General features: G+C 73.8%; 1 protein-coding gene (cut by a window edge). It reads right to left on the bottom strand.

Annotated elements, in window-relative coordinates; translation table 11 throughout:
* On the bottom strand, nucleotides 1–13,657 hold the start of the coding sequence (locus tag AC25YV_RS00815) for an LPXTG cell wall anchor domain-containing protein (protein WP_488121925.1). Its footprint begins 16,196 nt before the window's first position; 13,657 of the gene's 29,853 nt are visible here — the first part of the coding sequence; its start codon is at nucleotides 13,655–13,657; its stop codon lies beyond the left edge, outside the window.

Here is a 13,657-nt window from a genome sequence, read left to right as displayed (position 1 = left end):
CTGCCGATGCGGACGCGCGCGCGCTGGAGCGTGACCAGCTGGACGCCTGCATCGTGAAGTGCCTACCGGCGGTCACGGCACGCGCGAGCGTCGCCGTGACCGTGTGGTTCGCGATCGTGAGCGCGAGGCCGACGCCGACGGCCGCGTCTTCCGACGCGATCGCGGAGGCACTCGCGGCGTTGTCTGCCGCGGCATGCTGCGTCGCGCGCAGGAGCACGTCGCGCGATGCCGCCAGCGTGCCCGCACCGATGCGCGCGCGGGTCGTGACGTTGGACAGCACGATCGCGACGGCGGGGGCGACGGCGACACCGCCGCCGGCTGCGCCCATGCGCGCTTCGGTGACCGTGGCGTCGCGGGCATCGGCGACGAGCAGCACGTCGCGCGCCCCCGTCACCGAGACCCCGTCGTCGATGAGCGCCGTCGTCTCGTGCGTGTCGAGGGTGAGCGCGAAGGCCGCGCCGATGCCGGCATCCCCCGCGCCCGTCGTGCCGTCACCCGTGGGCAGGGCCGTCACGGTGCCGGCCACGTCGCTCGCGGCGGTGAGCGTGACATCGCCGCCCGTGAGAACGAGCCTGCCGTACACGGCCGCGAGGGTGCGAGTCGTCACGATCGCGATGGCGACCGAACCGGCGACCGAGACGTTGCCACCCGCGGCCCCCGACGATGCTGCAGCGCCGAACGTCGAGGTCCGGTCGGTTCCGTCGACGGTGACCGTCGCCGACAAGGCGACATCGCGGGCGGTGATCGTCAGCGTCGCGGGCACCGTGGCGCGGTTGGTCGTCGTCGACAGCGTGAGGGCGACACCCGCTCCGATCGTCGCGTCGCCCTCGCCCGCCGCGGAGCCGTCGGCCCCCGAGCGTGCGTCGGTGTTGACGCTCGACGCGAGGGTCACGGCGCCTCCGGCCGTGATCTGGGAAACGACCGGATCGATCACGGTCTCAGCGCGCACGTTCGAGATGACGATGCCGATCGCGGCGGCGACGCTCACGGGACCGTCGCTCGTCGCGGCGGTCGGCGTGGCCTGCGTGCCGGAGGACTCGCCGCCGTTGGCCACGGACACACTGTCGGCGTGGCTGCGTTCCCGCTGTGCGAGCTGGTCGACCCCCGTGCCGGCTGCGCCGCCGGGGTTGGCGGGGTCATCGGATGCTTCGTTGGCGGGGGCGCCCGCCGCCGAGGCCGAGGCGACCGCACTCGACACCGAGACACTCGCGGCGCGCAGCGTCACGGCGACACCCGCAGTCACGTTGCGCGCGAGTGTCGACAGTGCGCCGTGGTTGGCGATCGTGAGGGCGAATCCGACGCCGATCGCGGCATCGGTCGCATCCACGACGGCCGACGACGCCGTCGTGTCGGCCGTCGCCTTCTCGGTCGCGGTCATCTCGAGGGTTCCCGAGGTCGTCAGCGTGCCCCTGCCGATGCGCGTCGCGGTCGTGACGTTCGAGAGCGTCACGGCGACGGCGGGAGCGACCGCGACGGCACCGCCCGAGGCGCCCATGCGTGCCTCGGTGACCGCCGTGTCGTGGGCCGTCGCCGACAGGGTGACGTTGCGTGCCCCGGTCAGGGCGACGCCGTCGGCGATCTCGGCGGTCGTCCGATCGGTGATGAGGGAGAGAGCGACGGATGCACCGACGCCGGCGTCTCCTGTCGCGACGGCGCCCGCGCCGTGGGGCAGGGCGGTGACCGTGGTCGAGATGCGGCTTGCCGCCGTGAGCGTCGCGTCGCCGCCGGAGAGGGTGACCGTTCCGTCGATGCCGGCGCGGGTCGTGTGGTTCACGACGGCGAGGGCGAACGAGCCCGCGACCGAGATCTTGCCGCCGCCCGCGCCGGACACCGCCGCGGCGCCCATCGTCGCGGTCGTGTCGGCACCGTCGGCGGTGACGGTCGCGCGGAGGGTGAGGTGCTGTGCGCGCACCGTGAGGGTAACCGGCACATGGGCGGTGTTGCGTACGTTGGCGAGGGTCAGGGCGACGGCCGCGCCGATCGTCGCATCGGCGTCGCCGGCAGCCGAGCCGTCTGCCGAGGACGCGGCGTCGGTGTTCGCACCGGAGGCGAACACGACGTGGCCGCCCGCCGTGACGCCGGTGACACCGGGGTCGACGACGGTGTGCGCGCGGACCGTCGCGATCGTGATGGCGATGGCTGCCGCCGCGTTGACGCCGCCGTCGCTGGATTCTGCGGCAGGAGCGGCCTGGTCGCCGGAAGGATCGCCGCCGTTGGCCGCCGCGACGGTGTCTGCGTGCTGGCGTTCGTTCGCGGCGAGGTCGTTGACCCCCGTGCCCGCGCCGCCGCCGGGGTTCGCCGCGTCGCCGGAGTCCGAACTGTTTTCAGGCGCCCCCGCGGCCGAGGCAACTGCGATCGAGGCCGTCGAAGAGATGCTCGACGCGCCGAGGGTGACATCGACCCCCGCTGTGACGTTGCGTGCCAGGGTCGAGCTGACGGCGTGGTTGCCGATCGTGAGCGCGAGGCTCACGCCGATCGCGGCGGTCGCGGCATCCGCCGTCGACGACGAGGCTGTCGTCGACGCGCTCGCCTTCTGCGATGCCGTCGATGTCAGCGAGCCGGTCACCGACAGGGCGCCCGTGCCGATTCTCGTCCACGTCGTGACGTTGGAGAGCGTGATGGCGACGGCGGGCGCGAGCGATACATCGCCACCGGCAGCACCCATCCGCGCCTCCGTCACACCCGCACTCAACGCAGACGCCGACACAGACACATGACGAGCACCGGTCAGGGTTACGCCGTTGCCGATCTCGGCGCTGGTCTTGTCGGTGATGAGGTTCAAAGCGACGGACGCACCGAAACCGAGATCCCCCGCATCGGTCACCCCGGCACCGGCCGGAAGCGCCGACACCGTGGAGGACATATCGCTTGCCGCCGTGAGCGTGACGTCACCGCCGGTGAGGACCACCGTGCCATCGATCCCCGCACGCGTCGTCTGATTCACGACCGCCAGCGCGAAGGAACCCGCGATCGACACCCCTCCACCACCGGCCCCCGCGACAGACCGCGCACCGAACGTCGACGTCGTATCAGCACCATCAGCAGCGACCGCGCTCGAAACCGTCAGGTTCTGCGCGCGCACCGTGACACCGGCAGGCACGGCCGCCCGGTTGCGCACATCAGCCAGAGTGATCGCCACAGCCGCGCCGATCGTCGCATCCGACCCCTGCGACGCCGACCCGTCAGCGGCCGACGCAGCATCAGCGTTCGCACTCGACGCCAGCACAACCGCGCCACCCGCCGTGATCGACACACCCGAAGAGATGACCGTCTCAGCCGTGACCGTCGCAAGAGTCACCGCGACCGCCGCCGCAGCATTGATACCACCCTGCGACGACTCCGCAGCCGGCGCCGGCCCACCAGCCGCACCCGCACCACCATTCGTGCTCGACGTCGACGATGCATGCGACCGCTCCGCCTCGATCGCCTGATCCACACCCGTCCCGGCCGCACCGCCACTGGAATTCTCCGGAGCCCCCGCAGCGGACGCCGACGCCGTCGACGACGACGACGAGACCCCACTCGCACGCAGCGTGACATCCACACCCGCCGTGACACTCCGACCCAGCCGAGCAGCAACAGAATGACCCGCGATCGTGAGACCAAGACCCACACCGATCCCCGCATCACCCGCCCCGACAACAGCCGCAGACGCCACCGACGACGCCGACGCCTTCTGCGTCGCCCCCACCGACAACGAACCCGACAACGACGTCGCACCACCCGTGCCCACCACCGCCGCCGTCTCCACCGTCGAAAGAGTCACAGCAACCGCAGGCGACAACGCAACACCACCACCGGCAGCACCCATCCGCGCCTCCGTCACACCCGCACTCGACGCAGACGCCGACACAGACACATGACGAGCACCGGTGATCACGGCGCCGTTCGTGACACGGGCGGTCGTGCGGTCGGTGATGAGGTTGAGGGCGACCGATGCACCGAAGCCGAAGTCACCCGCATCCGTCACGCCGGCACCGGCCGGAAGCGCCGACACGGTGGAGGTGAGGGCGCTTGCGGCGCCGACGGTCGCGTCTCCGCCGGTGAGGGCGAGCGTTCCGTCGATGGCCGCGAGGGTCCTGGGTGTGACGACGGCGAGGGCGAAGGACCCCGCGATCGAGACACTGCCGCCGCCCGCGCCGGCGACCGACCGCGCGACGACGTCCGAAGCGGCATCCGCACCCACGACGTGCACGCCCGCGATGACCGACGCATGCTGGGCGGCGATGCGTGCGCCGCTGGGGACGACGGCCTGGTTGAGGGAGTCGGCGAGGGTGATCGCGACGGCGGCGCCGATCGTGGCGTCGGCGCCCTGCGACGCGGACCCGTCGGCGAACGACGACGCATCCGCGTTCGCGAGACTGTCCAGCGCAACGCGTCCCGCGCTCGTGACGACGACGGAACCCGTGAGGCGTGCCTGGGCACGCGCCGTGCTCAGAGTTACGGCGACAGCCGCCGCGGCATTGACGCCGCCCTGCGACGACGATGCGCTGGGGGTCGCCGCCGTACCGCTCGTGCCGGCGCCGTGGGCCGATGCGACGCCATCGGCGTGTGCGCGCTCCGAGGCGACGGCGTCGTCGACACCCGACCCTGCACCGCCGCCCGCGTCGGCACCAGGGGCACCGGCCGCAGACGCCGAGGCCCGCGCGGTGGATGCCGACGCGAGGAAGGTCGACAGGGTGATGTCGCCGGCCGCCGTGAGGCTGCGGGCGAGCTCGGTGAGAGCGGAGTGATTGGCGATCGCGAGGGCGACTCCGATGCCGATGCCCGCATCGCCCGCCCCGAGCGTCGAGGACGACGCGGTGGCCGTCGCGGTCGCTTCGAGCACGGCGTCGAGATCGACCAGCCCCGCGATGGAGAGCAGGGCACCGGTTCCGATGCGCGCGGTCGCGGCGTCCGTCGTCAGAGCGATCGCGACGGCGGGCGAGAGCGCGACGCCGCCTCCCGCGGCTCCCATGCGCGCTTCGACGGTCGTCACCGCACGGCCCGTCGCGTACAGGGTGAGCGACCCCGCGCCGGTGACGGTCGCGCCGTCGGCGATGTCCGCCGTCGTGCGGTGCGTGACGATCGCGAGGGCGACGGAGGCGCCGAGGCCCAGGTCGCCCGCGTCGGTGACGCCGACGCCCGCAGGCAGCGCCGTCACGGTCGTGGTCGAACGCGACACGGCGCTGGCAGAGAGCGCTCCGCCCGTCAGGACGACGCTGCCGTCGGCCCCGGCACGCGTGAAGCCATCCAGGATCGCGAGTGCGAAGGAACCGGCGACCGAGACCGCACCGCCCCCCGCCCCCGCGACGGAGTGCGCACCGACGGTCGAGGTGTCATCGGCGCCGTCGAGCACGAAGGTCGCCGTCGCCGTGAGCGACGATGCGCGCACGGAAGCTCCGACGGGCACGACGGCCTGGTTGACGATGTCGGCGAGCGTGATGGCGACGGCAGCTCCGATCGTGGCATCCGCCCCCTGGGATGCGGAGCCGTCGGCGTTCGAGGAGGCGTCGGCGTTGGCGCCGGTGAGAAGCGTTACCGCGCCGGCGACGAGGGCGACCCCCGTGCCGAGCACCGTCTCGGAGCGCACCGACGAGATCGTCACGGCGACGGCGGCCGCCGCGTTGATGCCGCCCTGCGACGATGCGGCGCTCGGTGCGGCGGTCGCCGCGCCCGCTCCGCCGTTCGCGAGCGAGGCGTTCGAGGCGTGCGCGCGCTCCGACTCGACGGCGGCGTCGACGCCCGTGCCCGCCGCACCGCCCGTCTCGTTGTCGGGGGCGCCGGCTGCCGAGGCGGACGCTGTCGAGGTGGCGGTGGAGATGGCGGTCGCCTGCAGAGTCACCGCGCCGCTGGTCGTGAGGCTCCGCGCGAGCACGGAGCGCGCGGAGTGCGTCGCGAGCACGAGGGCCAGCCCGAGCCCGATCCCGGCGTCGGTCGCGGCGAGCGTCTGCGACGAGGCCGTCGCGGTCGCCGTCGCCCGCTGTGCTGCCGATACCGTGAGGGCGCCCGTGAGGGTCGTGAGGGCTCCCGTGCCGATCCGGCTCGTCGTGGTGACATCGGACAGGGTGACCGCGACGGCGGGAGCCAGCGCGACACCGCCGCCGCGCGCGCCCATGCGTGCTTCGCTCGAGGCTCCGCTGGCCGCATCGGCGGTGAGGGACAGGGCGCCGACCCCCGAGAGCGCGGCGCCGTCGGCGATGTCGGCGGTCGTACGCTCGGTGATGAGAGCGAGGGCGACGGATGCGCCGACGCCGAGGTCGCCGGCGTCGGTCACGCCGATTCCGGCGGGGAGCGCCGCGACCGTCGTCTGGGTCGCTGTGACCGCGATGACCGCGACGGCCCCGCCGGTCACGGTTCCCGCGACGGATGCGCGCGCGGCGTGTCCCACGACCGCGAGGGCGAACGAGCCGGCAACCGACACGGTGCCGCCGCCGGCGCCCGCGACGGAGCGAGCCTGCGTCGTGGAGGTGCCGTCGCCCGACGGCACGACCTGGTCCACCCGCACCGTCAGCACCGGAGTGCGGACAGAGGCACCGGCGGCCAGCGCGGCATCGGTCGCGACATTCGAGAGGGTGATCGCGACCGCGGCGCCGATCGTGGCGTCCGCGCCCTGCGATGCGGATCCGTCGGCCGACGATGAGGCGTCGCCATCGGCGCGGGCGAGGACCGTCACGGATTCGGATGCGACGACCACGGCGCCCGGCAGGATCGCTGCCCGCGTGTCGGTTCCCGCCACCGTCACGGCGATCGCGGCGGCTGCGTTGATGCCGCCCTGCGAGGACTGCGCGCTCGGCGTCGCGGCGGTACCCGAGCCGGCGGCGCCGTGCGCGGAAGCGGTCGAGTCGGCGTGCTGACGCTCGGCACCGATCGCGGAGTCGACCCCGGCTCCGCCGCCGCCGCCCGCGTTCTCGGGGGCACCCGACGACGATGCCGTCGCCGTCGACGTGGTCACGGTGCGCGTGCGTGCTTCGAGAGTGAGCGTCGCTGCAGTGATGGCGCGGCCCAGCTGGGCCGTCGTCGTCGCATGGGCGATCGTGAGGGCCAGCGCGGCGCCGATGCCCGCATCGCCTGCACCGACGACGATGGCGCCTGCCGTCGTTCCGGCCGTCGCCCGCTGGTCGGCGAGCACCGTGACGGCGCCCGGCGTCGTGAGCGCGGTGCCCGTTCCGATGGCGGCTGTGACGACCGTCGTGGCAAGCACGACGGCGGCAGCGGGGGCGATGGCGACGCCGCCGCCGGCGGCGCCCATGCGTGCCTCAGCGCTCACGTCCGAGGCGCCGACGGCGGTGAGCGCGACACTGGTCGCGCCGGTGACCGCACCGTCGAGCCGGGTCGAAGTCGCCGCCGTGACGAGGGCGAGGGCGAAGGAGGCGCCGATGCCCAGGTCGCCCGCGTCGGTCACGCCCTGTCCGGCAGGAAGCGCCTTGGCCGTGACGGCATGAGCATCGGATGCCGCGAGGGCGAGCGCCCCCGTCAGCGTCGCGGTTCCGGCGAGGGCGACGCGCGTGTCGAGCGTCGCGATGACGATCGCCACGGATCCGGCGATCGAGACGTCACCGCCGCCCGCACCGGCGACCGACTCGGCGCCGATGCGCGAAACGCCGTCGTCGGAGTCGGTGAGGGCACGTGCCGTGGCTTCGAGGCTGCCCGCCGTGATCGAGACGCCCACGGGGACGACCGCGGTGTTCGCGGCATCGACGAGGACCACCGCGACGGCGGCCCCGATCGTGGCGTCCGTGCCCTGCGACGCGGATCCGTCGGCCCGCGCGAGCACGTCGGTGTCGAGCGCACTGTCCAGCCGCACGGTTCCCGTCGCGGTGACGGCGACGCCTGAGGCGAGGTCGATCGTCGAGCGCGTCGTCGCGATCACGACGGCGACGGCCGCGGCGGCGTTGACGCCACCCTGCGACGTCTCGGCCGAGGGCGTCGTCGCGGCTCCTGTTCCGGCGCCGCCGTGCGCCGTCGAGACGGTGTCGGCGTGCCCGCGTTCCGCCGCGATGGCCTCGTCGACGCCAGATCCTGCCGCGCCGCCGGCGTCAGCCCCGCCTGAGGTGTTCTCGGGGGCGCCGGCGACAGAGGCCGTCGAGGTTGCGGTCGTGTCGGACTGCCCGTGCGCGGCGAGCAGCACGCTCTGCGCGCCGATGCTGCGGGCGAGTATCGCTCGGGCTCGGTGATCGGAGATCGTGAGGGCGAGCGCGGCGCCGATACCCGCATCGCCGGCTCCGACGACGATCGCGCCCGCCGTCGTCGTCGCGGTGGCGGACTGCCGGGCGGTGAGCTGCACGGCACCCGCCACGGTCGTGAGCGCGCCCGTGCCGATGCGCGAGACCGTTGCGACGTCAGAGAGTGCCAGGGCCACGACGGGCGTGATCGCGACGCCTCCGCCGGCGGCACCCATCCGCGCCTCGACGGTCGTGAGCACGGTCGTGTCCGCCGTGATCGTGAGGGCCGTCGCCGCGGGAAGCGTCGCGGTGTCCGAAACCTCGGCGAGCACGGCGACGGTAACGAGGGCGAGCGCCACTGAGCCCCCCAGTCCCAGGTCGCCCGCCTCCGTCACCCCCCGTCCGGCTGGGAGAGCCGTCGTCGCGGTGGTCGAGTTCGCGCCGGCCCCGATCGTGACGGTGCCGCCTCCGACCGCGCCTGCGAGTGTCGCGGCCGTGTCGATGTCGACGATCGCGAGGGCGAAGGCGCCCGCGACCGATACCTTGCCTCCGCCGGCGCCGGCCGTCGCGTGCGCGCCGATCGTCGAGGTGACATCGGCGTCGTCGGCCACGGTCGATGCCAGCAGCAGTGTCGAGGGCGCACGGACGGTCGCGCCCGTGCCGATGCTCGCCCGGTTCGTCACGGTCGCGAGGGTGATCGCGACCGCGGCGCCGATCGTGGCATCCGTTCCCTGCGACGCCGAGCCGTCGGCCGTCGACGTCGCGTCGGTGTTCTGCCCCGCGCTGAGCGAGACGGCACCCGTCGCTGTCAGCGTGATGCCGTTGCCGAGGGTAGCCGCGACGTCGACCGTCGCGAGGGTCACCGCGACAGCGGCGGCGGCGTTGATCTCGCCCTGCGACGTCGACGCGCTCGGCGTGGCGGCGGAACCGCTGCCCGAGCCGCCGGCGCCGGTCGCGACAGCGCCCGCGTGGTCGCGGGTCGCAGCGATGGTGTCGTCGACGCCCGATCCCGCGGCTCCTCCGGGACTCGTCGCATCGCCGGACTCGGCCGGGTTCTCGGGGGCACCGCCCGCCGAAGCCGACGCCGTCGCGGTCGAGCGCGAGATCGAGGCGGCCGCGAGCGTCGCGGTTCCTCCTACGGTGGCGCTGCGCGCCAGGCCCGCGGTCACGGTGTGCGTCGAGATGGTCAGGGCGACTCCCGCCCCGACCGCGGCTCCCGCCGTCGTGCCGGTCGCCGAGCGCGCTTCGGTCGAGGCCGTCGCACGCTGTCCTGCCGTCACCGAGAGGGCGTCGGTCAGGGCGAGCGTTGCACCGCTGCCGATGTGGGCGCGCGTCGTGATCGTCGAGAGCGTGACGGCGACGAACGGTGCGACGGCGATGTCCCCGCCGCGGGCCGAGCCCTGCGCGACGGCGGATGCGGCATCCGTCGATGTCGCCGCGATCGTGACGTCACCGCCGCCGGTGACGGTTGCTCCGTCGCCGATCGATGCGGTCGTCGTGTGGTCGATGCTGGTGAGCGCGAAGGCCGCGCCGATGCCGGTCGTCGGGGTGCCCGCACCGCCGTCTGCGAGAAGGGCGGAGGCTGTGCTCTGCGACGCCGATGTGGCGGAGATCGACAGCGATCCGCCGCCGAGGGCGACGGCTGCACCCGGCGCGAGCCCTGCCGTCGTGCGGAGGACGACGACCGAGATGGCAACCGATCCGGCGACTCCGAGGTCGCCTCCGGATCCGGCTCCGCCGGTGGCGGTGGTGGTGAAGCGGTGCGAGGCGTCGGATACGCCCGCCGCGTTCTGCGGGGCGATGCCCGCGATGAGCTGGAACGAGTCTGCGGTGATGCTGGCCGAGGGGCCGGCCTCGGCGCGGACGGTGACGTCCGCCACGGTGATCGCCACGGCCGCTGCGATCGTGGTGCCGCTCGGGGGGCCGCGCGTCGCGGGCGATCCCGTCGCCGTCGAGGAGGCCGAGAGGTTGGCGAGCGATTCGAGGCGAACGGTCGGGGCGATGAGGGCGATGCCCGACACCGACGTGTCGACCGCGAGCTGGTGGACGGTGAGGGCGAACGCGGCTGTCACGGTGACGTCGCCCTGCGGTGTGCTCGGTGTCGGGATCGGCGTCGATCCGCTGCCGCCCGTTCCACCCTCGGCGGCACCCGATGCCGGAGCCGCCGCGTCTGCCCAGGCTCGTGCGTCGACAGCCTGCGCCGCGGGAGCCTGCGCATCCGCGGAGTCCTCGCCGGGAGCACCCGTCGCCGACGCCGACGCCGTCGTGGCCGACGAGGCCATCCCGGTCGCACGCAGCGTGATGGACTCCCCGGCCGTGACGTTGCGCGCGAGTTCGGAGCGAACGGTGTGGTCGGCGAACGTGAGCGCGATGACCGCGGCGACGGCGGCGCCGCCCTCGGCCGACACGTCGCCGGTCGCGGTCGTCGCGACGGGCGCGGCCTGCGTCGCGGTGGCCGAGTAGGCGCCGGTGAGGACGAGCGGCGACCCCGTGCCCACACGGGCGCGGGTCGAGACGTTCGAGATCGTGACCGCGAGGACCATCGAGATCGCAGCGGCGGAGGAGACACCGCCGCGTGCTTCGGTGACCGCCGGCGCCGTCGTCGATGCCGTCAGCGAGAGGTCGGCGGCACCCGTGAGCGTCGCGCCGTCGGCGACCTCGGCCAGTGCCGAGTCGTTGACGATGTTCAGGGCGATGCTCGCGCCGATGCCGGTCGCGGCACCTCCCTGCGATCCGGGCAGCGCTCGCGCGATCGTGGTGTTGTCGGTGCGTGCCGTGAACGAGAAGTCCGTCGCCGGGGCGGTCACCCTCACTCCGGGCTGGATCGCGGCGTGCGTCCAGAACGACGCGACGTTGATCGCGAGTGCTCCGGCGGCACCGACCGACGACGCTCCGCCCGCGCCCGAGACGGCCTGCGCGCGGTACTGGTTCGTCTCGGCCGCCGTCCGGGGGGCTGCCGTCGCGCTGACCGCGACGACCGGCGACGAGATGTCGGCGTTGCCGATGCTCGCCTGCGTGCGAGTGGATGCGACGTTGATCGAGACGGCCACCCCGACGCCCGTCGCCGATCCGGCGACCGCTGAGGCGTCGGCGTCGGTCGAGGCCGAGCCCGAGCTCGTCGACGTGACGGCGATGCCGCCGGCCGCGTCGATCACGACCGGGGTCGCTCCCCCGATGTGTGCCGTCGACTGCTGGTCCAACTCAGAGAAGGCGAGGGCACCGGCGACGCCGATCGCACCGCCCGGTGCGGTGGCGTAGCCGCCGGGCTGCGAGGCGGTCGCCGTCGCCTGGTTCGGAGTCGTTCCGTTCGAGGTCGCGCCGCCGGGGCTCCCCGTCGCCGACGTCGTGAGCGTGTGCGTCGAATCGGCGGCGACGCGCAGGCCCCCCGCGGCGACGATCCCGGCCGGAGCGGCGGTGTCGATGACGGCGGCGGTGCGGGTCGTGGCCCGGGTCGTCGCGATGCCGGCACCGGCTGTCGCCGCCGTCGCGTCCGCCGTGGTCGTCGCGGTCGTGACGGTGGTCGCCGCCAGGGTCACGACGCCGCCGGCGGCGATCGACGACATGCCGGTCACGGTCGTGGCCGCGGAGTTGTCGATGGTCGCGATGGCCACGGCGGCATCGACGTCGGCGTCTTCTCCCGCGCCCTGGGATGTCGTGACGAGCGTCGCCGTCGACAAGCTCGCGAGGGTCACATCGGCCGTCGCCTCGATGCGCGAGGTGCCCTCGAGGCGGACCGTCGCCGACGACGTGCTCTCGCCGATCGCGAGGCCGACCGTCGCTCCCGCATCCACCGTGCTCGTCGCGGTCGCGGTCGCGGTGACGTTTCCACCGCGGATGATCGCATCGGTCATGAGCACCTCGGCGACCGCAGCGGTCTCGTCGGCCGAGGCGGCGATCGCCGTGAGGGTGACGTCGGCGTCGCCGGCGTCGAGCGTCGTGCCGGCGACGAGGATGATCTGGGTCGCCTCGAACAGGAAAGTGACGCCGTGGAAGACGAGGACTCCCGTGATCCGGATGATCGACCCGGCGCCCGTCGTCGTGACGGTGAACGAGCCGATCGGCCGCACCGAGTGCGACTCGAACGCGTTCGTGAGGCTGCGCACGAGGATGTGGCCGAGGTTGTCGGCATCGGCCGAGATCTCGATCGTGTCGTCGGGGGTCGTGTCTGCGACGTCGAAGTCGGTCGTGTCCACGGGACCGAGGGTCGCGATGCCGGTGTAGGCGATGACGCGGCCGCCGATGGTGAGCGTGCCGGACTCGGGCCCGTTCGGGCGCGAGGTGATCGCGGTCTGCGCTCCCTCGAACCGCAGCACGTCGTCTCCGCCGGCGCCGCCGTGGATCGATCCGATGTGGCCGGCACCGACGACGATGACGTCGTCGCGGCCCGTGGCAGAGCCGACGATGCCCGCGAAACCCGAGAAGCTCTGGGCGCCGACGGTACCTGCGCCGTCGCCCATGATGCGCCACGTCGTGTCGGCCGCAGGGCCGTGCAGACGGTGCCCGGCGCCCATCGCGGCGAGTTCGCCGACGGACGTGAACGTGACGTCGCCGACCTGTCCGGCGCCGGCGCCGTCGGTCGTCCATGCGAGGTCTGTGCCCGCGACGGCGAGCACGGCAGCGCTCGTGACCGTGGTCGGCACCGGAAGCGAAGCGGGCAGGCTCACCCGGCCGCCGGCTGAGATCGTGAGCGAGATGACGGATGCCGCATCCCGCCGCGTCGTGACTCCGTCCGCGACGACGACGAGTTCTGCACCCTCGACGGTCACTGTGACGTCGCCGCTCGCCGAGACGACCCAGTCGGTCGCGGCCTCGTCGACGTCCGCGACAGCCGGTGCCGCGGGCGCGGAGGCGCGTGCGACGGGCGCGGGCGCCGCGGGCGCATCCGGGAGTTCGGTGGCTCCGGTGACCGGCGCGGCGGGGGCTTCCGGCGTGGGCTCTGCAACGGACGGTGACTCATCGACGCCCGTCGGCACGGTTGCGCTCGGATCGGCGACGACCTGCTCGGTCTCTGCGGTCTGCTGCGGCGTCGCATCGCCGACGTCGAGCGGACGCACCGAGACGATCGCCGGAGCCCCGACGACCTCGTCCGGGTCGAACGTCTCACCCGGCGTCGGTGCCGGGTCGGGTGCGGGGGTCGGAGTCGGGACGGGCGTGGGATCCGGAGCCGGGATCGGCGGCACGGGCGGCGCAGGAGGCGCAGGAGGCACCGGCGGTGTCGGCAGCCCCGGGATGTTCGGGATGGGCGGCGGTGTGGGGGTCGACCCGATCGTGCCGGGTCCGACCGTTCCCGGGCCGCAGGTGAGGCTCGTGCTGCTCGTGCTCGTCGACGTGGTCGAGCCGGTGCCGCCCGTCGTGGGCTTCGACCCGGTGTCGACCTGACGGCAGTTGGGTCCGAACGGCGAGACGGGCTGCGGCGCGGACGGCGCGACGGGAACGAGCTCGACGCGGACGACGATCCGATCGCCGGAGCGCGGCAGGACGGGCGTCGTCGGAACGAGCGGCGGCGCTGGCAC

This window comes from Microbacterium sp. Y832 (genome assembly GCF_057669765.1).
Note: the sequence above shows the minus strand (reverse complement) of the source record. Positions and strands in the feature narration are given on the sequence as shown.